Source organism: Chengkuizengella marina (assembly GCF_009910845.1).
Classification (GTDB): Bacteria; Bacillota; Bacilli; order Paenibacillales; family KCTC-33759; genus Chengkuizengella; species Chengkuizengella marina.
This window is the reverse complement of sequence record NZ_SIJB01000018.1, coordinates 1-25,042: the sequence shown is the minus strand read 5'-3', so window position 1 is coordinate 25,042 and position 25,042 is coordinate 1. Positions and strand designations below refer to the sequence as shown.

The following is a 25,042-nucleotide window of genomic DNA, read 5'->3' as shown; positions in this document are numbered from 1 at the left end:
GGAAGTAAGCTTGGCATTTCCAACAGTAAGACAAAGAAGATTAAGAAACAACCAGGCGATACGTAATTTAGTTAAGGAAAATCATGTAAATGTGCATGATTTAATTTATCCGATTTTTGTTACAGAAGGTGAAGCAATCAAAAATGAAATTCCTTCAATGCCTGGTGTGTTCCATTTTTCATTAGATCAATTGGAAACAGAAATTAAAGAAATCACAGAGTTAGGTCTTCAATCTATTATCTTATTTGGGGTTCCAAACAAAAAGGATGATGTTGGAACACAAGCCTATGATGATCAAGGTATCGCTCAGAAGGCAACTCGTTTAGTAAAACAGATCAATCCGAACTTATTAGTAATGGCAGATACATGTTTGTGTCAATATACGGATCACGGTCATTGTGGAATTGTTAAAAAATCCGATAATGGAAAAGAAGCAGTGATTGAAAATGATTCTTCCTTAGCGTTACTTGTAAAAACAGCTATATCTCAGGCAAAGGCAGGAGCTGATGTCATTGCTCCTTCTAATATGATGGATGGTTTTGTCACCGCAATTAGATCTGGATTAGATGAATCAGGATTTGAACACATTCCTATTATGTCTTATGCAGTCAAATATTCCTCAGCTTTTTATGGTCCTTTCAGGGATGCTGCTCACTCCTCACCACAGTTTGGAGATCGTAAAACTTATCAAATGGATCCTGCTAATGCTAGAGAAGGCATCCGTGAAGCAGAATGCGATGTGATAGAAGGTGCTGATATATTGATGGTCAAACCAGGGATGGCGTATATGGATATTATACATACATTGAAACAAAACTTTGATCTTCCAATCGCAGCTTACAATGTTAGTGCCGAATATTCTATGATTAAAGCAGCAGCTGAAAAAGGGTGGATTGATGAAAAAGCAGTTGCGATGGAGTTACTAGTAGGTTTTAAACGAGCAGGAGCCGATATGATTATAACCTACTTTGCAAAGGATGCAGCCAAATGGTTACGTGCTGATTCAGTATAACATGTATTTATAATATTGAAATTAAACAATTTTAAAGTTAGGAAAGTGTGGAGATATTTGAGATGAATCAAAGAATCGATAAGAAGTCTAAAAATGCTTTTGAATTGGCAAAGCAGCATATACCAGGAGGGGTAAACAGTCCTGTTCGTGCCTTTAAATCTGTAGGATTAACACCAATTTACATAGATAAAGCAAAAGGTTCTAGAGTGATTGATATCGATGGCAATGAGTATATAGATTATATTGCATCTTGGGGACCGTTAATTTTAGGTCATGCTCATCCTGAAGTGATCGAAGCTATAAAGCTTTTCGCTGAAAAAGGGACAAGTTTTGGTGCACCAACGGAAATTGAAACTAGAATGGCACAGCTTGTATGTGAACGTGTACCTTCCATTGAAATCGTTCGTATGGTTAATTCTGGTACTGAAGCAACAATGAGTGCTTTGAGATTAGCTAGAGGTTATACAAAACGAAATAAAATTCTAAAGTTTGAAGGCTGTTATCATGGACATGCAGATTCTTTGTTAATTAAAGCGGGCTCTGGTGTAGCAACCTTAGGTTTGCCTGATAGTCCTGGGGTTCCAGAATCTGTTGCTCAAAATACATTAACTGTACCTTATAACGACATGGATTCTGTAAAACTAGCATTTGAGAAATTTGGTGAAGATATTGCAGGTGTTATTGTTGAACCGATTGCAGGAAATATGGGAGTTGTTCCTCCTCTACCAGGGTTCCTAGAAGGACTTCGTGAAATTACAACGCAATATGGCAGCATATTGATTTTTGATGAAGTGATGACGGGTTTTCGTGTTGATATAAATTGTGCACAAGGGCGATTTGGAGTTACACCAGATTTGACTTGTTTAGGCAAAGTGATTGGAGGGGGTTTACCAGTAGGTGCTTACGGTGGTAAAAGAGAAATTATGAAGCAGATGGCACCAACCGGTCCAATTTATCAGGCGGGTACTTTATCAGGAAATCCTTTAGCTATGGTGGCAGGTTACACTACTTTGAAGCTTTTAGGTGAACCTGGTATTTATGAACAATTAGAAGAAAAGTCTGCGAAATTAGAAGCAGGTTTGTTGAAAAATGCAGAAGAGGTTGGAATCGAAAGCACGATGAATCGAATTGGCTCTATGGTTTGTCCATTTTTTACAGGTCAAAAAGTAACGAATTACGAAACGGCAAGTTCCTCTGATTTAAAACGATTTACGAAATATTTTGGGAACATGTTAGACTTAGGAGTCTCCGTTGCACCATCTCAATTTGAAGGAATGTTTGTTTCGTTAGCACATACGGATGAAGACATTGAAACAACGATTGAAGCTCATCGTGAGGCATTAAAGGGTTTATGATATAAAGTTTGAATTAATTATAAAAAAAGCTGGTGATTCCTACCTGGGGTTCCCCAGCTTTTTATATGGATTTAATTCTTATCCAATTAAATGAGCAAGGATATATCAACTTGTTTCTTCATATATTTTATTTATCTATTTCTTTTCAGAAGTCAAAAGTTGGTGCTCTTCTTGTAGTGATTCCTGTGGTTGATGAACTTATTGTTTCAACTCCTTCTCCTGTAACAGTTCCTACTACAAGACTTGTATTTACAATTTTAAATTTACTTGTAGTTGAATTTTCGATACAAACACATTCCAGATCAGTTATCAATTCAGAATCTACTAACATCTTCTTTTTAAATTTGTTTTAATATAATTTTTCATTTTATGGAATGGTTTTGTCATACTATTGTAAGATATAAATGAATTTTATCGGTTGTGGCAAAAGCAAAAAAAGGGCATAATGATGAGTAGGATATTTTCTGAAAGAGGGAATTTACATAATGAGCTTTCAAGATCGGTTTATACAAGCATGTCTTAAACAAGAGATAGATACAATTCCTGTTTGGTATATGAGACAAGCAGGAAGATATGACCCTGAATATAGAAAAATAAAAGAGAAGTTTACGTTGTTAGAAATATGTGAACAGCCTGAGTTAGCAGCTGAAGTGACGATGATGCCTGTCAAAAAATTAGGTGTAGATGCAGCTATTCTTTACTCGGATATTATGAATCCAGTCGCATCGATTGGGATTGACTTTGATATCGTAAAAAATATTGGTCCAGTCATTGATAATCCAATTAGATCCAAAGAAGATGTATTAAAATTAAAACCGATAGATGTTGAGAAGGATTTATCACATGTTATAGACACTATAAAAATTTTAGATCGTGAATTAACGAAACCATTAATTACTTTTGCAGGAGCACCTTTTACCATTGCAAGTTATATCATTGAAGGAAGACCGTCTAAAAATTATATTCGAACAAAAGAATTGATGTATAGTGAGCCTGAGATTTGGTTCATGTTGATGGACAAGTTGGGTGATATGATCATCACTTATTTAAAAGCTCACTTTGCGGCAGGGGCCAATGCAATTCAGTTATTTGATAGTTGGGTAGGAGCTTTAGCTCCTAAAGATTTTGAAAGATTTGTGCTGCCAACTATTGAACGTATCTTTAATGAGTTAGAAGATTATGATCAGCCCAAAATTTATTTTCCAGGAGTTAGCTCAGGTGAATTATTGCCTTCATTAACTAATTTAAAAGTAGATGTCATTGGTTTGGACTGGCGTGTCTCTATCGAAGAAGGACGTAATAGATTAAATCATCAGTATGCAGTACAAGGTAACTTAGATCCATTAGTATTAACAGCACCGATGCCAGTCATTCAAGATTATGCAATGGAAATTATTGATCAAGGGATTGAGCAACCAGGTTTTATTTTTAACCTAGGTCATGGTCTATTTCCGGAGGCATCTATAGATAAGTTAAAGGAATTAACGCAGTTTATACATGAATACTCTCATGCAGCAATTAGCAAATTGCAGAAGGGTAGTGGAGTAAGATGACGAAACAAAAAATTGGTGTATTGGTGATGTCTTATGGAACACCAGAAAGTATGGATCAAATTGAAGCGTATTACACTCATATTCGCAGAGGAAGACCACCTGAACCAGAACAATTACAGGATTTAGTCAATCGTTACGATGCCATTGTAGGAGGATTTTTCCCTCTTCGTAAAAATACAGACCGTCAAGTAGAAGAGATAGAAAAGACTTTAAATGAACAAGGATCAGAATATGAGTTTGTATGTTACCAAGGTTTGAAGCATGCTAAACCTTTTATAGAAGATGGAGTAGAAAAAATGGTTGGAGATGGGATAACAAAGGCTATTGGTGTTGTATTAGCCCCCCACTATTCAACAATGAGTGTAGGTAGTTATATAAAACGTGCAAAGGAAAAAGCAGAAGAGCTTGATTTAAGCATTAACTTTGTTAAAAGTTATCATTTGTATCCCAAATTAATTGAAGTTTTAAGTGAAAGAGTAAATACAGCTTTACAAAAGTTTGAAGGTGTAGATAAAAATGAGGTAAAGATTTTATTCAGTGCTCATAGTTTACCTGAGAAAATATTAGAAATAAATGATCCATATCCAGAACAATTGATGGAAACTTCTAAAAAAATTGCACAAAAGACAGGCATTACAAACTGGGATTTCGCATGGCAGAGTGCAGGTCAGACTGCGATGCCGTGGTTAGGACCTGATATATTAGACGTATTAAATCATATTCATAGTCAAGAAAATGTACAACATGTCCTAATATGTCCGATTGGTTTTGTGTCAGACCATCTAGAAATTCTTTATGATATAGATATCGAGTGTCAGCAGGTTGCACGTAAGTTAGGAATGCATTTAGAGCGTACAGAGTCTTTAAATACAGATCCAAGATATATGGAAACGGTAGCAGAAGTTGTTATAGCCAAACTAGATAAGGATTGATCATAATGGAGAAAACTCCTAAAAAGGTTACCATTGTTGGTGGAGGAATATCAGGTTTAAGCACTGCATTTTATATGAAGAAGAAGTTTTCAGAGCAGGGAATACCGATAGAAATAACTATAGTTGAGAAAGATAATAGATTAGGTGGAAAAATTCAAACATGGTTACGTGATGAGTTTGTGATTGAAAGAGGCCCCGATTCTTTTTTAGCTCGAAAATTTCCAATCATAAAGATTTCACGAGAATTAGGTATTGAGGATCAATTAACAGCAACAAACCCAAAGGCAAAGAAAAATTATATTCTTCATAAAGGTAAATTTCACCTTATGCCACCTGGGCTAATTTTAGGAATTCCAACAAAAATGGCTCCATTTATGAAAACGGGTCTAATTTCTTTTCCTGGAAAATTAAGAGCGGGAATGGATCTGTTTCTTCCTCGTAGATCTAGTTCAAGTGATGAGACTTTAGGTGGTTTTCTTTCACGGAGGCTAGGTAAACAAGTAGCTGAGAATATTGCAGAACCATTATTATCTGGTATTTATGCGGGGAATCCAAATAAGCTGAGCTTAAAAGCTACTTTTCCACAATTTCGAGGTATTGAACAAAAATACCGTAGTTTAATTTTGGGAATGGTCAATAGCAGAAAGCAGACACCCGCAAATGGAGCATCTGCTATGCCATTACCGAAAATAGCTCAAAATAGTATGTTTCTCACTTATAAAAAAGGATTAAATACACTAGTAGATGCACTTGTAGAGGAACTGAGGAATGTGAAAGTAATAACAGAACAGTCTGTAACAAAAATTAAGAAACTTGATTCTAATCATGATCTAGATGAAACGAATATTTATGAAATTACTTTGTCAAATGGGGAAATGATTGAATCAGATATTATTGTACTAGCCATCCCACCTCATTTATCTGCGGACCTATTTACAGATTTAAATCAAGTGCAGCAATTGAAAAAAATTAAATATGCATCAGTTGCTAATGTAATTATGGCCTTTGATAAAAAGGATATAAATCATGATATGGACGGTTCAGGGTTTGTTATCCCTCGAAAGGAAGGTAGATTCATAACTGCTTGTACTTGGACATCATCGAAATGGTTGCACACTGCTCCAAAGGGGAAAATATTACTTAGGTGTTATGTGGGTAGATCTGGTGAAGAGGCTTGGAAACAACTCGATGATAAACAGATTATAGAAAAGGTACAAAAAGAGATTGAATATTTAATGGGAATTAAGGCAACACCAATATTCCATAAAGTGACTCGTTTATATCACTCTATGCCTCAATATCCAATTGAGCATTTAAATATCATTGGCAATGCAAGAAAACAATGTACAGAACATTATCCAGGTATCTTTTTAACTGGAGCGGGTTATGAAGGAGTTGGCATTCCAGATTGTGTCGGACAGGGAGAAAAAACAGCAGAACAAGTATTACAATTTGTTCAATGAACTAAAAAAACCTCCAACTTTTATTTTAGTATAAATAAAGTTGGAGGTTTTTAAATTAAAGGCACGTATATACCGTCTAAGTTAATTTCATAACCCACTCTAAAAGTTTCCCACCTAAATAAACTCCAAATATACCAACAATACCAGCTAAAACTGGTGGGGCAGGGGCAGGGAGTTTAAGTACTTTAAATAACATTCCTACAATGATTCCTGCTAATAAACTTAATAGTATTTCTTTCATTTTTAAATCCACCTCTCAAATAAGTATATTGTTGTAAATATGATTTCCAAAATCAGTTTTAACTATTTTAGAAACAAAAATAGCCACGAGAAATGTTGTTAGAAACAACGTTCTCTCGTAGCCAGAAATTTACGGTCCTCTGTAGATACCCTCGCCCATATTACGAGGTTATACGAATATATATCAACTATTTAATTCATACTTGACAGTTTGAACGTAAAATATATTAAACCATTTAAAATAATAAGTCAATATATTAAAATTGCAAAAGGAACATTAGTTCCTATTTTGTGTTAATATAAAGGTAAAGGGTCATCACACTTTCTAATACTTAGGAGGATGTAACAAATGGAACCTGTAAAAAATACATTTAATGAAGTTTTTTTTGAAAAATTAACGGATACGATTAGTAAATATGACTCCAAATTTTCTAAGGAATTGTTTTTAACAAAAGTATTAACAGAGGAATGGGATGGATATGAATTAAAGGAAAGAATGCATCATATAACGAAGTGTTTACATGATACATTGCCTAAAGATTATGAGACTGCTATTGGAATTTTGATGAAAGTTGCTTCAAAAGTAACATTTAAATTTGGATTTGCTCCTATGATTTTTCCTAACTATGTTGAGTTATATGGATTAGATGATTGGGAATTTTCTATGATAGCACTAGAGGAATTTACCAAGTATTCTTCGTCTGAGTTTGCTGTCCGTCCATTTATCATAAAGGATGCTAATAAAATGATGAAAAAGATGACTGAATGGGCAAGTCATGACAATCAACATGTTCGTAGACTTGCCAGTGAAGGATGTCGCCCACGATTACCTTGGGCAATCGCTTTACCTGCTTTTAAAAAAGACCCATCAATGATAGTTCCAATATTAGAATTGTTAAAAAATGATCGAGAAGAATATGTAAGAAGAAGTGTAGCGAATAACTTAAATGATATTTCTAAAGATCATCCAAAGTTGGTATTAGAAATAGCAAAAAGATGGTTAGGTGAGTCTAAAGAAACGGATTGGGTGGTAAAACATGCACTACGAACTTTATTAAAATCTGGGGATAGTGATGCGTTGTTAATGTTCGGTTTTAGTGATCCTAAATACATTGATGTAACCAATTTTCAAATACATACTAAGAAGGTAAATATCGGCGGTACTCTTTCTTTTTCATTTCAACTTCAAAAAAATAAAGAAATAGATGAGAAGGTGCGCATTGAATATGCGATCCATTTCATAAAAGCAAATGGACAATTAACTAAGAAAGTGTTTAAAATATCTGAACGTATATTAACTAGTCATTGTGAAGATATAAATAGAAATCATTCTTTTAAAGTAATAACAACTCGAAAATATTATCCAGGACAACATAAAGTGTCTATCATAATTAATGGTGTTGAGAAGGTAGTTGGAGAATTTGAATTGATCAAATCATTTTAAAATTATTATTTAAGAGATAAAAAACCACCCTATTAGGGTGGTAATATGACTTTTTATTAACTTTCTCAATTTAAGATATATTGGATATATTAATCATACATAAAGGACTTAAAATACCTGTAATTCTATCTGCTAATGCTAAGGAAACAAGACCATTTCCTTCGATTGTTTTTGGATAACCGACAGATACGGTTCTTTTTATTAATTGTGCATATAGTTCAGCTTCAGTTAATGGTCTGCCAAACTCTTTTTCACTAATATTTTTTAAGAGAGCTAATGCTCCTGAGACATGGGGAGTAGCCATTGAAGTTCCGCTTAATTCTGTGAATTTATTTCTTGGATAAGTTGAAATGACTTTTACACCTGGAGCGACTAAATCAATCTCATTATTAGAATTTGTAAAATTAGCTGATCTTTTTTCAAAATCAATGGCACCTACTGAAATAACTTCATTGTAACTTCCAGGATACGAATACTCGTTTGTATGAGATCGTCCGTCTCCTTCATTCCCTGCTGCACAAACAACTAATATATTTTTTTCAACTGCATTGATTACAGCTTGATGTAACTCAGGGATATCGTGAGGACCTCCTAAAGACATAGAGATAATATCAACATTTTTATCTACTGCGTAATTGATTGCATTAATAATCCAATCGTAACTTCCAGAGCCGTATTTCCCTCCTAAAGCTTTTAAAATTAAGAGACTTGCCTCAGGTGCAACACCAACAACTCCACTGCCATTTATACTTGCTGCAATAGTCCCAGCTACATGCGTTCCATGTCCAATATAATCACTAAATTTGTTAGGGTTTCCATTATCATCATCTGTAAAATTTCTCCCCCCAATGACTCTGTCTTTTAAGTCAGGATGGTCTCTATCACAACCTGTATCAATAATTGCAATTACAATACCTTTTCCTTTTTCACTTTGTTCCCAGACATCTGGTGCTTGAATCATCCTAACTCCTTGGGGGATTTCATTCACTTCCACATTTTTCTTATCCACTTTATAAGGGATAAGTTTAAAATCTTTGTCCATATTTTTAACCTCCCTATTCATTTTTTAAAACTATGAGTAAAAAAATACTACTTGTTCATCATATGAATGAATGTACAATGAAGGCACGGTCATAACCTATTGATGGGTATAAATTTACTGAAATTAATAAAAAATGATGCATGTGTTGATTTGAAAAAGTCATAATTATAAGGTGAGTTTTTAGAATGGATTAAAACTTTGTGTGATGAAAATAAAATTGAGGTAGAATGTTAAAAATTGGTTTTTTAATTATAACATATATTACAATAGTTGAACAATCCTATTTGAAAAGAAAAAGTGTGACATTCTTTTGTTACCATTTGTCACTTATTGATAACTAATAAATTATATAATATTCATGCAGAAAAAATGTGCTATTTTAGGAGGCAATTTGTGAGAAACATAGTAGTTTTATTTATTATGGTTTTTATAAGTTCAGGTTGCCAGGGATTCCAAACAAATGAATCTTTAATGAATCCTCCTGCACCTGTTTTAAATATAAACGAAGCCATACAATCTTTTTTACCTAGTAATGCCACTATTTTAAAGGCGGAAACAGGTGAATTTTTAGATCCTTACACTATCATTGATTTAGATGGGAATGGTGTTTTGGAAGTGATTGCATTTTATTCTGAGATTAAGGATGCCACTGTTCAAGGGTTGTTCTTAGAAGAACTAAATGGAGAGTGGGAAGTTATTCAATCGTTTGAAGTAGATGGAGATGCACTTTATGAATTGGATTTTGTTGATGTAACAAACGATGGAGTGCTGGACATTATAGCTGGTTTCTCTTTTACTGATTATCATTTTGAAAGAGGTTTATCCGTCTTTCAATATGATGGACATGAAATAAGTAATACTTTTAATACTGATTATACTTATAAAATCATTGATGATCTGAACGAGGATGGAGTACAGGATCTTACTCTTACATTTCTTAATGAGGAACATTCTTTGAATGAAGCCTTTGTTTACAATTATGTAAATGATGAAATGCTATTAATGGATGCCATACCACTCTTTTCTTATATTATGGGTTACTACAACATACTTAGTGGTTATGTAACTGAAAATTTGCAAAAAGGGATTGTAATTGATGTGGCGAATGGTCAGCATTCTGGTTATACGAACATCCTTTTATTTGATGGCAATACTTTAACTAGTGTTTTTAATGAAGAAGATAACCCTAATGATAAGGTCCTGAGGGTTAATAGCGAAGATGTGAATCAGGATGGAATCATTGAAATAGGTATCCCAAGAGTTCCTGTTGGCTATGAAAATCAAGAGGAATGGTTTATTCCGTATATAGATAGTTTTTACCGGTGGGATGGAGAAGCTGTCTTACAATTTGTTGCAGAAAGATACGCTAGCTATTCATTAGGTTATAGTTTTGACTTCCCATGGGAGTGGCAGCAAAACGTAACCATTGAAAGAAGTTTAAACTTTCGAGAGGTTAAATTCATCAGTACGGTAAATCAAAGCCTTCTATTTGATATTTATGTGGTCCCGATCTCAGAAAAAGAAGAGGAAATTGCAGGGAAAATAGAAATAGCTAGAACGAATCATAATGTGTATTATACAACCATAGATGATAAACAACTACTAAGAAAGTTTAAGTTGCTATAAAGATGAAAATAAAGGTCTGTTTTTTTTATAGATTTTTTATAGAAGAAGTTGCTTATTTGGAGGCGTATCGTGAAAAAAGGATATATTATATTTTTTATGATTTTTATATTATCTGGTTGTGTTGCTTTTGAAAATAACGAATCGTTGATGAAACCCCCACAACCGGTTTCTAAGATTAATACAGCTATTCAGTCTTTTCTACCAAGTGATGCATCTATAATAAAAGCTGCAGCAGGTAATTATGTAAATTCTTATTCTTTAATTGATTTGGATAGAGATGGCTTATTGGAACTTGTTGCATTTTACACTGTAAAAAGAGAAACAAGTGTTCAAGGAATGGTATTAAGAGAAATAAATGGAGAATGGGACGTTGTTGAAACATTTGAGGGAGATGGTAATGCACTTTATGAGTTGGATTTTGTTGATGTAACAAACGATGGGATTTTAGATATCATAGCTGGTTTCTCATTTTCAGATGCTTATGAAGTCAGAGGGTTAGTAGTGTATCAATACGATGGAAATAAAATCAACAGAAATTTTTATACGTCGTACACATATAAAGTGATGGATGATTTGAATGATGATGGTGTGAAAGATCTTACGGTTATTCTCTTAGATGAAAATCACATTTCAAATAAGGTTTCTGTATTCAATTATGTAAATCATGAATTGAAGCTAATGGATTCCTTAACACTTAAACCAAATATAATGGAATATTACAACATCGCCAGCGGCTTAGTGAATTTCGAGGTAGGTAAAGGTATTGTTGTTGACGTAGTTAGTGAAATGCAAACTGCTTATACAAACATTCTGTTATTTGATGGTTCAAATTTAAAAAGTGTTTTTAACGAGGAATACGAACCTAATGATAAGTTGTATAGGTTGAATAGTGAAGACATTAATTACGATGGAATTATCGAAATAGGTATACCTCGGATTCCTGCAGGGTATGAAGATATAGATGAAAAATATATTCCGTATATAGATAGTTATTATCGTTGGGATGGGGACAAGGGACTACAGTTTGTTAGTGAACGATATAATAACTATTCTTATGATTACCGCTATGAACTTCCTTGGTTTCCAGAACACGTGACGATTGAAAGCGATCTTGATTTTAAAGAAATAAAATTTATCAGTACAAAAGATCAGAGTCTATTACTTGATATCTATGTGATCCCTATAGCAGAAGGAGATAAACTTGAAGGAAAGATAGTGCTCGCTCGAACAGACACTTATGTTTATTGCACTACAGTTAAAGATAAAAGTCTGCAAAGGGGTTTTCAATTATTGTAATTAAATAAGATGGAGGCGCATTGTGAGAAAAATACATTTCATACTCATTATGTTTTTTTTAATTTCTAGTTCTGGTTGTGAGTTTTTAAAAAAAAATGAATCCTTGATAACCCCTCCTCAGCCTGCTTCTTTGATTAATGAAGCTATCGAATCTTATGTACCAAGTAATGCTTTAATTCTTGAAGCGGTAACAGGGAAATACACGAATTCCTATACTTTGATTGATCTGGATGGGGATGGTTTGCTTGAAGCTATTCTATTTTATGCAAGTGCTCAAGATGCAGTTGTACAAGGATTGGTGCTGAAAGAAACGAATGGGGAATGGAATGCGGTTCAGACTTTTGAAGGGGATGGCGATGAACTCTTCGAATTAGATTTTATAGATGTAACAAATGATGGCCATTTAGATATTATAGCTGGTTTCTCCTTTAAAAAAGAAGATAATTTATATTTGAACAAAGGATTGGTAGTTTATCAATACAATGTGGATAAAATCATTAGTATTTTTAATACAACATACACAAATAAAGTGATTGATGACTTAAATGAGGATGGGAGAGTGGATCTCACTACTTTTCTTCTCGATGAAAATCATACTTCACATGAGGCTTCCATTTACAACTATGTAAATCATGAAATGGAAATTATAGATTCTATGTCTCTTAATCCTAAAATACTTGCAGCAAATCCATTTAGTGGTTATGTGACTAAAGATCAAAAAGGAATCGTTATAGATAATGTATATGGAGCTCATTCTCTTTATACGAATATCCTTTTATTTGATGGATTAAAGCTAAAAAGTGTATTTAATGATGAAGAACTCCCAAATTATAAGGCTACAATGTTAGATAGTAGAGATATAAATCGTGATGGAATTATTGAAATTGGTATACCTAGAATACCTGATGGGTTTGAAGATGCACATGCGTATACACCGTATATAGATAGTTTTTATCAGTGGGATGGAGAAATGGGACTAGAATTTGTACAAGAGCGTTATGACAACTATGAATATGGTTATCGCTTTGACTTTCCGTGGTCTCATCAGAACGTAACCATTGAAAGTGATCTTGACTTTAAAGAAATCAAATTGATAAGTACTGTAGATGGAAGTCTTTTGTTTGATATTTATGTGATTCAAATATCAGAAGAGGACAACCTCGAAGGTATGATTGAATTAGCACGAACAGATACTTACGTGTATTGTACAACTGTAGATAACAAGAGTTTACAAAGAAATTTTCATTTGTTGTAATAAAGGGTTATGTAAAAGGTGGTGGAAACATGAGTAAAATATTGATCGTTGAAGATGAAAAAAGCATACGTAGATTTATTCATATTAATTTAAAAAGACACGGGTTTTATGTTAGTGAAACAGATAACGGTGAAGAAGCACTTGAAATTGTAAATCGAGAAAAGGATATAGATGTTGTTTTATTGGATGTGATGCTGCCTGGAATAGATGGTTTTGAAGTGTGTGATAAAATTCGTGAGTTTAATGAGCACATCGGTATTATCATGCTTACTGCAAAAGTACAGGAGACAGATCATATCACTGGGTTGTTGTCAGGAGCAGATGATTACATTAATAAACCCTTTAGTCCAAAGGCGCTTATCGCTAGAATACAGTCATTGCTAAGAAGGTTAAATGTTTCCTCGCGTGAAATGAATACCGAGGTTCAAAATGTGAATCCACCACTGATTGAGATGTTTCCAAAAACCAACAAGATTAAAAAAAGCGGTAATCTTATTGATCTTACTCAAACTGAATTTCAGCTATTGAAAATATTAATGGAAAATAAAGAACCTATAAGTAGAAACGATTTGTTAGATAAAATCTGGGGATTGGACTATGTGGGAGACGCTAAAATAGTGGATGTAAACATCAGAAGACTTAGAAAAAAAATTGAAGATGATCCCTCACAACCTATATTCGTTAAAACAATATGGGGCTATGGGTATCAATGGACAGGTGATGAATAATGTCAGGCATAAAAAAAAGAATCGTAACTCACTACATTCTTGTCATATTTTTAACCATTGCATTGCTAGAAGGAATTTTTCTTACGTTTATTCATTTTTATTACTATGATGGAATAGAAAAAATATTAAAAAATCATGCGAATGTTTCTTCTTCCTACGCGAACCGCTACATGAGTTTAAATTCATTCAATCTAGACTGGAATTTAGATTTAATCAAAGATCAATTTTCATATGAAGGAGCAGAACTGCAAGTAATAGACGGACAAGGAAGAGTTCTATTAACCTCTAGTGGAATTGGGGTTGACGAAGTCATAAAAACGGATGATGTAACACAGGCTTTAAATGGAATAGAAACCTCCTGGAAAGGGGAGCACTTCTTAACAAATGAAAGTGTTATCTCAGTTTCTTCTCCATTACTTGAAGGGGATCAGCCATTTGCAGTTCTCAGATTTATTACATCACTTGAAAATGTAAATCAAACGGTGTTTAACATTTATGCAGTTTCTATCGGAATTGGTTTAATCATTTTACTGATTATATTTTTTGTAAGTGTTACTTTAGCTAAATCTATTGCTAAGCCAATTAACGAATTAACACTAGCATCAGAAAAGATAGCAAAGGGTGATTTTCAAAGTAAAATTAAAGAAACCTATATTGATGAGATCGGAACATTGGCAAAAACGTTTAATACAATGGCAGATGAGCTAACTAAAAATGAAAAAATGAAAAATGAATTTATCTCTTCTATTTCTCATGAAATTAGAACACCACTAACGAGTATTAAAGGTTGGAGTGAAACGATTGCATCTGGAAATTTATCAGATAAACAGGAAACAATGGAAGGTCTGCATACTATTCAGGATGAAACAGAAAGGTTGATAGGTTTGGTTGAAGAGTTATTAGATTTTTCAAGGTATCAAACCAATTCTCTTACATTAAATAAAAAACCTTTTAATTTAACTAAATTAATGAATGAAGTCATTTTACAGATGAAAACAAAATTGAAGGAAAAGAACATAAACATTTCATTTCAATATCATCAAGAACTATATATCACAGGAGATAAAAATCGTCTTAAACAAGTATTAATCAATTTATTAGATAATGCGATTAAATATTCTCATGAAGAAACAACAATCACTTTAAAAATTGAAGAAAGTGATAAAGATGTAAAGTTTGATGTTATTGATGAAGGTATTGGAATTGATGAAGTTCAACTCAATTCGGTTACTAAAATGTTCTATCAAGTAGATGCTAATAAAAGTGGTACAGGTCTTGGTCTAGCAATTTGTCAGAAGATCATTGAACTTCATCAAGGACACCTTGATATTGAAAGTAGTAAGAATGAAGGTACTACTGTTACGGTTTCACTTCCTAAGCAGTGATTTTTTGAATCTTATGCTTTACAAATAGTAGTAGTAGCCTATTTTAAAAACACATATGATTTCAAAGTATAAAAAGTAGTCATGGTTATCCTCCTTTATCCATATAAATTTATAGAGAGATGATTTATTCCATATAAATGCAACAAGTACCGAGCTAACTTTACAAGCATAAATTTAATGAGGAATAAAACAGGTTTATTTTATTGAGAGGAGGATTTAATGTGAATGATCAGCCAAAAGGACTACGATTTGATATTTTTGAGAGAGTGCATTTACCTGAAGATATTGAGGGAATTCAAGATTTAGACGATATTGAATTAATCCCGGATATACAATTAGAAACAAGAGGAGATCAAGCAAATTTAGTAGGTAAATTAATACTTTCAGGTCAATATGTAGGTATCAAAGATAAACATAATAAAAGAATACTAGAGCATTTTATTCCAGTTGACATAACATTACCTTTAAATCGAATTCACAGTTTAGAGGAAATTGGAGTTGAAATTGAAAACTTTGATATAGATTTACTTTCCACAAGGAATTTAAATGTATCAGGTGTTCTTTCTTTAGTTGGAATAGAAGTTCAATCGAATCAAGATGATCACTGGAATAATATTGAGGAGTCAGTTTTTGTTCATCATTCAAATGAAAACAAGCCAGAATGGAGTGGAGAAACAGAAGCACCATTTATGGAAGAAACGACGGCTCGAAACTTCAATCCTATGGAGGCAAAAGGAGATATTCCTAGGTTTGAAAAACCACGCAAAGAACCAGTTGTCGAGGCTTTAGAAAAAGAAGTGGAAGAAGAAGCTCCAGTTGAAAAAATCGAAGAAGTAAAAGAAGAAAAAGAGGAGAAACCTAAAGAGAAACCAGTCATTGAAAAAAAAGTTGAAATGAAAATTCAATTGAAAAAAGAAGAAGTAAAAGAACCGAAAAAAGAAGCAATCAAAGAAACAAAGGAAAAGGCAGAGAAAGAAATTAAAGAAAAAGCAATGAAAGAAACAAAAGAAAAAGTAGCCAAAGAAACAAAAGAAGAGGCAGTGAAAGAAACAAAAGAATTACCTGTGAAAGAAGAGAAAAGTGATGTGGCAGGTAAAGAAAAAAGTAAGTTACCCAATCCCATTAAACCAATTCTAGAAAAACTAGGGAAAGCTGATAAAAATAGAAAAGAGCCAATTAAAGAAGTTGAAGAGTTAGAAGTTAAACCAAAAATGGAAAAGAAAGAACCGATAGAAGAAGTTAAGGAAGAAAAAAAAGAAAAACCTGCCCATAAAAAAGTAGAAATGAAAATTGAAATGAAAAAAGAAATTAAGAAAGAAATAAAAGAGGAAGCTAAAGAAGAAATAGATAAGAAACAAGTCAAATCTGAGGCCAAAAAAACAAAAAAAGAAAATATAGAGAATACAACAGATATTGAGGAAATAGAGTTAGAGGATAATTCAAATGTAGAAGCTGTTGAAGAAGTTGAGAACCAACAAGAAGAAAGTAAGACTTCCAAATTCAAAATTGCATTTCTAAGTAAGAAATCATCAAATGAAGAGTCTACAGAAAATAAATTTTCCAGTAAATTAAAATCTTTATTACATAAAAAAGAAAAAGAAGATGATACGAATGAGAACAGAAATACAGATGAATTATCTGATTTGGAAAATAAGGAAAACTTAGATGAAACAGAGGCGAGAAATGATGGATTAGAATGGAAAAAATTATTTTTAACAGAAGAAGAGGAAACACATAAATTTAAAAAAGTTAGAATGTGTATTGTCCAGAAGGAAGAGACCTTAGAATCAATAGCAAATAAATATGAATTAAATCCAAGGGAAATATTGCTATACAACCGGTTTAGTGACCAAGAAGATGTATTTGCAGGTCAGGTTATTTATATTCCTCAAAAATAAACATTTTATTATGAATGAAAAAACCGTCCACGATGATCTGAATCATCTGAACTGCACCCCAATTGTTAGACATTATCTAATAATTGGAGGTGCAGTTTTTCTATGTCAAAATTCACATTAGAGGACAAGTTAGGTGCTGTTAATGGATTTTTACAAGAGCTTAAAAGTTTTAATACAATAGCGAAAGAATTAAATACAAGTAAATCTGTAGTAATGAACTGGGTGAAACAGTATGAACATCACGGTATAGAAGCTTTGAAAACATCCTATACAAATTATTCTATACAGTATAAACTAGACGTACTAAGTTATATGAACGAAAATGGGACGTCACCTAATGAAGCTGCAGCTATCTTTAATATACCTCAACCTAGTACCATTAGAAAATGGAAAAGGGTATATGAAAAAGAAGGGATTGACGGCCTACAATCAAGCAAAAAGGGGCGTCCATCCATGAAAAAAGAAATAAAAAAATCTACTAAATCAAAAGGATATGTAGAAGAATTACAGGAAGAAGTAGAGCGTTTACGTATGGAGAATGCTTACTTAAAAAAGTTGAATGCCTTAGTTCAAAACAAGGAAAAATCACCAAAAAAGACAAAGCGCAAGTAGTCTATGAACTAAGGAACGAATTTCCGGTGAAATCACTGATCGAATTGGCAGGTATTCCTCGGAGTACTTATTACTACTGGGTAAAACAATTAGCTAGCCCTGATAAAGATGCAAAATTTAAAGTGCTGATTCAGGAGATTTATGATGAACATCAGGGTCGTTATGGATACCGTCGTATTCGTGATGAACTTGCGAATCGTGGATACAAAGTGAACCATAAGAAAGTGCAACGTATTATGAAGGATTTAGGTTTAAAAAGTCTTGTTAGAATAAAGAAGTATCGTTCTTACAAAGGTAAAGTAGGCAAGATTGCACCCAATATATTAGATCGTAATTTTAAGGCAGACAAGCCTAATGAGAAAATGGGTGACGGATATTACTGAGTTTAAATTGTTTGGAGAGAAGCTCTATCTATCTCCTATTCTTGATTTATATAATGGTGAAATCGTTACGTATACAATGGCTTCCAGGCCAACATACTCACTTGTTTCAGACATGTTAAATCAGTCATTTAAACGATTAACAGGAGATGAAAATTTAATGATCCATTCCGATCAAGGATGGCATTATCAGATGAAACAGTATCATCACGCCTTAAAAGAACGAGGGATTAAACAAAGCATGTCACGTAAAGGAAACTGTTACGATAACGCTGTTATAGAGAATTTCTTTGGGATTCTGAAGTCTGAATTTCTTTACTTAAATGATTTTGAAAGCATTGAACACTTAAAAGGCATGAGTCCGATTCAATATCGAATCCATGCCAAACAAATTGCTTAATATATAATCTGTCTAACTTTATGGGGTCACTTCACATCAAGGGCGGTTTTTATATTTTTACACTATATTTAAAAGAAGTGCTAAAAATACTAAAAACAATATAAATAAAATAAATACATCTAATGGATTTGGAATAATTAATGTTCGAAAAAATTGAAGGCATATTAGAGGAAAAAGAACTCCTTTAATTGTGAATCTAATCTTCCACCATGTTTGCCTCACAATATCACCTCACATTTCTTCTTGTGAACTTCTTTTTTTAGCTTGAGGATGTTTAAATTGATTACTTAAGTTGTTTTTTTTGGAGTATATACTTTATGTTTATGAACGTAGTAAAGTTGGTTATGATGATAATATAATAAAAATTGTAGAAAATATTGACTGAATGAAAGAACATGGGTATGATATGAGTTATAAAATTAAAAAACGAAGATAGGGAGTAGTAAGTAGCTAAACCTTCAGAGAACGGAACCCTAGGCTGTGAGGTTTCGTAGGATGTAACTGCTGAAGTCGCCCTGGAGTTGCAAATAGATCGTTTTTCAAAGTTTTTTTGATGAACAATCAAATGAATGCCGGTCACAGCCGTTATCTGTTTGAGTGTCGTTTCATGTTATGATGAAACGAAATTAAGGTGGTACCACGGAAGCAAAACCTTTCGTCCTTTGAGGATGAGGGTTTTTTTTGTTTTAAAAATTAAAACAGGAGGGAAATAAAATGTCAGAGCAAAAATCTAGTATTGAAATGCCTACAACTTATAATCCAAAAGATGCGGAACAGAAATGGTATGATTATTGGTTAGAAAATAAATATTTTGAAGCAGGGAAAAGAAAAGATGCGGAAACTTATACTATTGTAATTCCACCCCCTAACGTAACAGGAATGTTGCATATCGGTCATGCATTGGACTTTACATTGCAAGATATATTAATTCGAATGAAACGAATGCAGGGTTATGATACATTATGGCTTCCAGGTGCTGACCATGCTGGTATTGCGACCCAAGCAAAAGTAGAACAAAAACTTCGAGAAGAAGGAACTTCAGGCCACATTTTAGGTAGAGAGAAATTTATAGAAAAAACCTGGGAATGGAAAGAGAAGTATGCGAATAAAATTCGCGATCAATGGAGTAAAATGGGCTTATCACTAGACTATTCTAAAGAAAGATTTACATTAGATGAAGGTCTCTCCAAAGCTGTACGTGAAGTATTCGTGAAACTATATGAAAAAGGGTATATTTATCGAGGTAAATATATCATTAATTGGGATCCAACAGCAGCAACTGCACTTTCAGATATAGAGGTTGAATATAAGGAAGTACAAGGAAAATTATATCATTTACAATACCCGCTTGCTGATGGAAGTGGAACGATTACAGTTGCTACAACACGTCCTGAAACGATGTTAGGGGATACCGCTGTTGCAGTTTATCCTAGTGATGAAAGATATCAAGATATGATTGGTAAAAAAATACGATTACCGATTATAGGAAGAGAAATTCCTGTCATAGCAGATCAATACGTTGAAAAAGAGTTTGGTAGTGGTGCAGTTAAAATTACACCTGCCCATGATCCAAATGATTTTGAGATCGGTCAACGTCATGAATTACCACAAGTCCTTGTAATGGATGAAACAGGGAAAATGAATGAAAACGCTGGGAAATATCAAGGTTTGGACCGTTTTGATTGTCGAAAACAAATTGTCAAAGATCTTGAAGAACAAGGAGTGCTAGTTCATATAGAGGAACATGTTCATCAGGTAGGTCACAGTGAACGAAGTGGAGCTGTAGTAGAACCTTATTTATCTACACAGTGGTTTGTAAAAATGGAACCATTAGCAGAAGCAGCAATTAAAGAACAGAAGTCTAATCAGGGAGTAAAATTCATACCTGAAAGGTTTGAAAAAATTTATTTAGGTTGGATTGAAAATGTTCGTGATTGGTGTATCTCAAGACAATTATGGTGGGGACATCGTATTCCAGCGTGGTACTGCGAAGACTGTGGTGAGATCACTGTATCAGGAGAAGAGGTTTTATCCTGCTCTAAGTGTGCTAGTAACAACCTTAAACAAGATGAAGATGTATTAGATACTTGGTTCAGTTCTGCTTTGTGGCCATTTTCTACTTTAGGATGGCCTGTGGAATCTGAGGATTTAAAACGTTACTATCCTACAGATGTTCTAGTAACTGGATATGATATCATCTACTTCTGGGTAGCAAGGATGATCTTTAGTGGATTGGAATTCACGGATCAAAATCCATTTAAAGATGTATTAATTCATGGATTAGTTAGAGATTCAGAAGGGCGAAAAATGTCAAAATCTTTAGGGAATGGAGTAGACCCACTTGAAATCATAGAGAAGTATGGTGCAGATGCGATGAGATTTATGATTTCAACAGGTAGTACACCAGGTCAAGACTTACGTTTTCACTGGGAAAAGGTTGAGCAAGCTCGTAACTTCGCCAATAAAATTTGGAATGCATCTCGATTTGCATTAATGAATTTAGAAGGATTTACTTATGAAGATATAGATTTAACACGAGATTTAGATACAGCAGATCAATGGATTTTACATCGGTTAAATGAAACGATTCAAGGTGTTACACGCCTTATGAATAGTTATGATTTTGGTGAAACTGGACGATTATTATATAATTTTATTTGGGACGACTTCTGTGATTGGTACGTTGAGATTGCAAAATTAAATCTATATGGTGAAGATGAGGTTGCAAAGAAACAAACACAATCTGTCTTAAGTTATGTATTAGATCAAACGATGCGTTTAATTCATCCTTTTATGCCGTTTATTAGTGAAGAGATTTGGCAGCATTTACCTCATCAAGGTGAGTCTATTGTAATAGCAGAGTGGCCACAGTTTGATAAAGCTAGGGTTATTCCTGAATCTGTAGAACAAATGAATTTGTTAATGGACATCATACGTTCTGTTAGGAACATTAGAGCTGAAGTAAACGTACCGATGAGCAAAGAAATTGAATTATGCATTAAACCAAAAGATGAACAAGTATTATCTATCTTGGAAAATAATAATACCTATATTTCAAGATTTTGTAATCCATCCAAGCTGGAATTGAATATCAACTTGCAGACGCCTGAAAAAGCGATGTCAGCTGTAGTAACAGGAGCAGAAATATATCTGCCACTTGCAGGTTTAATTAATATTGAACAGGAAATAAAACGATTAGAAAAAGAAATTGAAACGTTAAACAAAGAAGTGGAACGGGTAGATAAGAAACTTTCAAATCAAGGTTTTATTGCAAAAGCACCTGCTAAAGTCATTGAGGAAGAAAAAGCAAAACAAGTCGACTATTCTGAAAAGAGAACAAAAGTGTTAGAGCGGATAAAAGGATTACAGGGATAGTTTCGCTTTATCTGAAAGGATGGTCATTATGTTTAATAGCTATATTGAAGCAAGAGATTGGATTAACAGCAGCATTTCATTTGGCATCAAACCTGGGTTGGAAAGAATGAAGGTATTCATGGAAAGGTTAGGTAATCCTCATCGCAGGTTAAAGTTTATACATGTAGCAGGTACAAACGGTAAGGGGTCTACTTGCGCATTTCTTAATCAAGTTTTGCAAGAAGCAGGGTATGATGTGGGGATGTTTACATCCCCTTATATTCAAAGGTTTACAGATCGCATACAAATGAACGGTGAAGATATTTCAGAAGAAGATGTATTATTTTTAACAAATGAAATTAAGCCTATAGTAGATGAAATTGCCAAAACGGAACTAGGCTCACCTACCATGTTTGAAATCACGACAACCTTGGCAATACTGTATTTTTCAAAGATTAGTTACCCTGATTATGTTATTTTGGAAACAGGATTGGGTGGATTGTACGATTCAACAAATATCGTTAACCCTATTGCGTCTGTGATTACAAACATCGGTCACGATCATATGGATATACTTGGTGATACCATTTCACAAATCTCAGTGCAGAAAGCAGGCATTATTAAACCGGGCATTCCAGTAATTAGTGCTGTAGAACAAAAAGAAGCGATTGATGTAATAAGACAAACTGCTGCAGAAAATCGAAGTACATTATACTTGTTAAACGAACAGTTTCAGTATGACATCATAAGCATGTGTGAAGAAAAACAAAGCTTTCATTTTCAAAGTCCTTTTCGTTCTATCGATTCCATCACGATTACTAATATAGGAGAACATCAATTTAAGAATGCATCCGTTGCATTAATGGTTATAGAAGTGTTGAGACAATATCAGGCACTTATTGTTGAAGAAGATGATCTTAGACTTGGTTTTAGAAAGATGAAGTGGCCAGGAAGACTTGAATTTGTTGGTTCAAATCCACGTATTTTAATAGATGGAGCACATAATGAGGAAGGTGCTGAATATTTAGCAAAAACATTGAAGGATTTATACACAGGTACAAAAGTCCATTTTATGCTAGGAATGCTTGATTCAAAGAATCATCGTGGGTACTTAGAACATATACTACCAGTAGTTAATACATTGGTGATAACCGAGCCTGATTTTAGAAATAAATGTGATGCTCAAAAATTATTTGACATTACAAAAGAATTAACGAAAAACAAAAATATTGATCTTGAGATTATTATTGAGTCTGACTGGAAGAAAGCACTTAAATATTTAATTGAGGAAACGAATAAAGATGATCTTGCAGTTGTTACAGGAACTCTGTATTTAATTTCTGATGTTCGTTCTAAATTATTACAATACCCTGACTCTGAAAAAGGTTGGTGAAAATACATTGAATAACTCTTCTGAACATGTCCATTTTATCGGGATTGGTGGTTATGGCATGAGTGCAATCGCACGGGTCATGCTGGAAATGGGATATCGAGTCACAGGATCGGATGTCACTAGCAAGGATTTAACAGATAAATTAATTGCAAAAGGGGCTAGGGTCTTTATAGGACATGAACCTAATAATGTCCAAGGAGCAGACATGGTTGTTTATTCAACTGCTTTGTCTAAAGATAATGTAGAAATGGTTGAAGCGGAAAAGTTGAAAATTCCTGTCTTGCACAGAGCACAAATGTTGGCAAAATTAATGAATGAGAAACAAGGAATTGCCATCGCAGGTGCGCATGGTAAAACGACAACATCCTCTATGATTGCTCTTGTTATGGAAAAAAACAACTTAGACCCTACTTATATTATTGGCGGAGAAATTGTAAATGTAGACAGTAATGCGAAAGCTGGTACTGGTGAATATGTTGTTGCAGAAGCAGATGAAAGTGATGGATCATTTTTACAATATCACCCATCAATCGCTATTGTCACAAACATAGAAGCAGATCACTTGGAAAATTATGATGGGGATTTTATGAAATTGAAACAAGCATATGCTCGATTTTTGAGTCAAGTAAAAGACGGGGGAAAATCGATTGTTTGTTTGGATGATCCATATTTGCAAGAGATGAAAAATGACTTGCGTGGAGATATTATCACTTATGGTATTAAAACAGATGCAGATTATAGAGCCACAAACGTCCAATTAGGGGATCGAAAAATCAAATTTGATGTTGACCATAAAGGTAAAACATTAATTAATGTAGAACTTCCTGTCCCTGGCACACACAATGTATATAATGCCTTAGCTACATACATTGTATGTTCTCTTGCGGGTTTAACACCAGAACAAATTGCAAAAGAAATTAAGATGTTTCGAGGAGCTAAACGTCGCTTTCAAGTTTTAGGGGAAGTAAATGATATATTGGTAATTGATGACTATGCACATCATCCAACGGAAATTCAAGCGACAATTTCTGCTGCTAAAGCTACAGAGAAACGTATAATCGCAGTGTTTCAACCTCAAAGATACACTAGAACTTACTTCCTTTTTGAACAATTTAGCAAGGCATTTCATGAAGCAGATGAAGTCATTATTACAGATATTTATTCACCTGCTGGGGAAAAGCAAATTGAAGGCATTAATTCTGAAAAACTGGTTGAACTCATTCGTAAAAACAGTAATTCAAACGTAAAGCATATAGCTGCGAAGGAGGAAGTCACAGCTTATTTGAGTCAAAATGCCCAAAGGGATGATCTTGTTATAACAATGGGAGCGGGAGATATTTGGAAGGCGGCAGAAGAATTAGTTGCATCATTAAAAGAGAAATTTGATACTTAAATCAATATTCAAAATTAACAAGACGTTCAAATGATCCTGATGAGTGATCATTTTGAGCGTTTTTTTATACAATTTTCTTATAGAAGTAATGAAAAAGTAATGAAAAAATCATATATTCTGTACATTTAGTATGTTCTTTTAAAATCATATATGATAGTGTATAGTTATTGTGCTTCAGATTACATATATAACAGAACATCAGGGGGAGTTAAAATTGAGAAGAGGAATCATATTTTCAGTCTTATTTATTTTGTCTTTTTTATTTTCTTCTACAGCCTTTG

General features: G+C 33.6%; 18 protein-coding genes, 1 pseudogene, 1 riboswitch and 1 other annotated feature. Of the genes and pseudogenes, 16 read left to right on the top strand and 3 right to left on the bottom strand.

What is annotated here, in order from left to right; all coding sequences use genetic code 11:
* Window positions 1–10 precede the first annotated feature (10 nt).
* Together hemB and hemL are read left to right on the top strand one after the other, a co-directional pair.
* Window positions 11–1,012 carry a porphobilinogen synthase gene (gene hemB / locus ERL59_RS07510; protein ID WP_160645586.1) on the top strand — a complete coding sequence of 334 codons (1,002 nt, stop codon included), beginning with the start codon at window positions 11–13 and terminating at the stop codon, window positions 1,010–1,012.
* Between the two features lie 62 nt (window positions 1,013–1,074).
* Window positions 1,075–2,367: a glutamate-1-semialdehyde 2,1-aminomutase gene (gene hemL, locus ERL59_RS07505; RefSeq protein ID WP_160645585.1), complete on the top strand. Its 1,293-nt coding sequence runs from the start codon at window positions 1,075–1,077 to the stop codon at window positions 2,365–2,367.
* Between the two features lie 145 nt (window positions 2,368–2,512).
* On the opposite strand, the gene ERL59_RS07500 is transcribed toward hemL, so the two are convergent.
* The gene (locus ERL59_RS07500; RefSeq protein WP_160645584.1) at window positions 2,513–2,680 is read right to left on the bottom strand and encodes a hypothetical protein; all 168 of its coding nucleotides are present in this window, start codon (window positions 2,678–2,680) and stop codon (window positions 2,513–2,515) included.
* A gap of 172 nt (window positions 2,681–2,852) precedes the next feature.
* Between ERL59_RS07500 and hemE the strand changes: the two genes are divergently transcribed.
* The 3 genes from hemE to hemG are packed head-to-tail and all read left to right on the top strand — an operon-like array spanning window position 2,853 to window position 6,315.
* Window positions 2,853–3,920 carry a uroporphyrinogen decarboxylase gene (gene hemE, locus ERL59_RS07495; RefSeq protein WP_160645583.1) on the top strand — a complete coding sequence of 356 codons (1,068 nt, stop codon included), beginning with the start codon at window positions 2,853–2,855 and terminating at the stop codon, window positions 3,918–3,920.
* Window positions 3,917–4,852: a ferrochelatase gene (hemH, locus tag ERL59_RS07490; RefSeq protein WP_160645582.1), complete on the top strand. Its 936-nt coding sequence runs from the start codon at window positions 3,917–3,919 to the stop codon at window positions 4,850–4,852. Before hemE ends, hemH begins: the two co-directional genes overlap by 4 nt.
* Window positions 4,853–4,857: 5 nt before the next feature.
* Entirely contained in the window at window positions 4,858–6,315 is a 1,458-nt protein-coding gene (gene hemG, locus ERL59_RS07485; protein WP_160645581.1) for a protoporphyrinogen oxidase, read from the top strand.
* A 76-nt stretch (window positions 6,316–6,391) separates the two neighbouring features.
* On the opposite strand, the gene ERL59_RS07480 is transcribed toward hemG, so the two are convergent.
* Window positions 6,392–6,556: a XapX domain-containing protein gene (locus tag ERL59_RS07480; RefSeq protein WP_160645580.1), complete on the bottom strand. Its 165-nt coding sequence runs from the start codon at window positions 6,554–6,556 to the stop codon at window positions 6,392–6,394.
* Window positions 6,557–6,654: 98 nt separating this feature from the next.
* Window positions 6,655–6,752: riboswitch (purine riboswitch) on the bottom strand.
* Window positions 6,753–6,904: 152 nt separating this feature from the next.
* Between ERL59_RS07480 and ERL59_RS07475 the strand changes: the two genes are divergently transcribed.
* Window positions 6,905–7,999, top strand: coding sequence for a DNA alkylation repair protein (locus ERL59_RS07475; RefSeq protein WP_160645579.1), 1,095 nt, complete (start codon window positions 6,905–6,907; stop codon window positions 7,997–7,999).
* 70 nt (window positions 8,000–8,069) lie between these two features.
* On the opposite strand, the gene ERL59_RS07470 is transcribed toward ERL59_RS07475, so the two are convergent.
* Complete coding sequence (locus ERL59_RS07470) at window positions 8,070–9,041, bottom strand: S8 family peptidase (RefSeq protein WP_160645578.1); 972 nt, start codon at window positions 9,039–9,041, stop codon at window positions 8,070–8,072.
* 393 nt (window positions 9,042–9,434) lie between these two features.
* On the opposite strand from ERL59_RS07470, the gene ERL59_RS07465 reads away from it, so the two are divergent.
* From ERL59_RS07465 to murC, 10 genes and pseudogenes are all read left to right on the top strand, one after another.
* Window positions 9,435–10,667: a VCBS repeat-containing protein gene (locus ERL59_RS07465; RefSeq protein ID WP_160645577.1), complete on the top strand. Its 1,233-nt coding sequence runs from the start codon at window positions 9,435–9,437 to the stop codon at window positions 10,665–10,667.
* Between the two features lie 69 nt (window positions 10,668–10,736).
* Window positions 10,737–11,963 carry a hypothetical protein gene (locus tag ERL59_RS07460; protein WP_160645576.1) on the top strand — a complete coding sequence of 409 codons (1,227 nt, stop codon included), beginning with the start codon at window positions 10,737–10,739 and terminating at the stop codon, window positions 11,961–11,963.
* A 22-nt stretch (window positions 11,964–11,985) separates the two neighbouring features.
* A complete protein-coding gene (locus ERL59_RS07455; protein ID WP_160645575.1) occupies window positions 11,986–13,218 on the top strand; it encodes an FG-GAP repeat domain-containing protein in 1,233 nt (410 codons plus the stop codon).
* A 29-nt stretch (window positions 13,219–13,247) separates the two neighbouring features.
* Complete coding sequence (locus tag ERL59_RS07450; RefSeq protein ID WP_160645574.1) at window positions 13,248–13,946, top strand: response regulator transcription factor; 699 nt, start codon at window positions 13,248–13,250, stop codon at window positions 13,944–13,946.
* On the top strand, window positions 13,946–15,331 hold the full coding sequence (locus ERL59_RS07445; protein ID WP_160645573.1) for a sensor histidine kinase: 1,386 nt from the start codon (window positions 13,946–13,948) through the stop codon (window positions 15,329–15,331). The genes ERL59_RS07450 and ERL59_RS07445 overlap by 1 nt, the downstream gene beginning before the upstream one ends.
* Window positions 15,332–15,552: 221 nt before the next feature.
* A complete protein-coding gene (locus ERL59_RS21405; RefSeq protein WP_160645572.1) occupies window positions 15,553–17,229 on the top strand; it encodes a LysM peptidoglycan-binding domain-containing protein in 1,677 nt (558 codons plus the stop codon).
* Window positions 17,230–17,331: 102 nt separating this feature from the next.
* Window positions 17,332–18,621 (top strand): annotated as a pseudogene (locus ERL59_RS07435) (IS3 family transposase).
* Between the two features lie 420 nt (window positions 18,622–19,041).
* Window positions 19,042–19,287, top strand: a binding site (T-box leader).
* A gap of 48 nt (window positions 19,288–19,335) precedes the next feature.
* The gene (locus ERL59_RS07430) at window positions 19,336–21,996 is read left to right on the top strand and encodes a valine--tRNA ligase (protein ID WP_160645571.1); all 2,661 of its coding nucleotides are present in this window, start codon (window positions 19,336–19,338) and stop codon (window positions 21,994–21,996) included.
* 28 nt (window positions 21,997–22,024) lie between these two features.
* A complete protein-coding gene (locus ERL59_RS07425; protein WP_235929827.1) occupies window positions 22,025–23,368 on the top strand; it encodes a bifunctional folylpolyglutamate synthase/dihydrofolate synthase in 1,344 nt (447 codons plus the stop codon).
* A gap of 7 nt (window positions 23,369–23,375) precedes the next feature.
* Window positions 23,376–24,761 (top strand): UDP-N-acetylmuramate--L-alanine ligase, encoded by a 1,386-nt coding sequence (gene murC / locus ERL59_RS07420; RefSeq protein WP_268894503.1) that lies wholly within the window; start codon window positions 23,376–23,378, stop codon window positions 24,759–24,761.
* The last annotated feature ends 281 nt before the right edge of the window (window positions 24,762–25,042 follow it).

Coding starts and splice junctions, on each gene's coding strand:
- hemL (WP_160645585.1), top strand. CDS start 1,075: ATGAATCAAAGAATCGATAAGAAGTCTAAAAATGCTTTTGAATTGGCA.
- hemE (WP_160645583.1), top strand. CDS start 2,853: ATGAGCTTTCAAGATCGGTTTATACAAGCATGTCTTAAACAAGAGATA.
- hemH (WP_160645582.1), top strand. CDS start 3,917: ATGACGAAACAAAAAATTGGTGTATTGGTGATGTCTTATGGAACACCA.
- hemG (WP_160645581.1), top strand. CDS start 4,858: ATGGAGAAAACTCCTAAAAAGGTTACCATTGTTGGTGGAGGAATATCA.
- ERL59_RS07480 (WP_160645580.1), bottom strand. CDS start 6,556: ATGAAAGAAATACTATTAAGTTTATTAGCAGGAATCATTGTAGGAATG.
- ERL59_RS07475 (WP_160645579.1), top strand. CDS start 6,905: ATGGAACCTGTAAAAAATACATTTAATGAAGTTTTTTTTGAAAAATTA.
- ERL59_RS07470 (WP_160645578.1), bottom strand. CDS start 9,041: ATGGACAAAGATTTTAAACTTATCCCTTATAAAGTGGATAAGAAAAAT.
- ERL59_RS07450 (WP_160645574.1), top strand. CDS start 13,248: ATGAGTAAAATATTGATCGTTGAAGATGAAAAAAGCATACGTAGATTT.
- ERL59_RS07445 (WP_160645573.1), top strand. CDS start 13,946: ATGTCAGGCATAAAAAAAAGAATCGTAACTCACTACATTCTTGTCATA.
- ERL59_RS07430 (WP_160645571.1), top strand. CDS start 19,336: ATGTCAGAGCAAAAATCTAGTATTGAAATGCCTACAACTTATAATCCA.
- ERL59_RS07425 (WP_235929827.1), top strand. CDS start 22,025: ATGTTTAATAGCTATATTGAAGCAAGAGATTGGATTAACAGCAGCATT.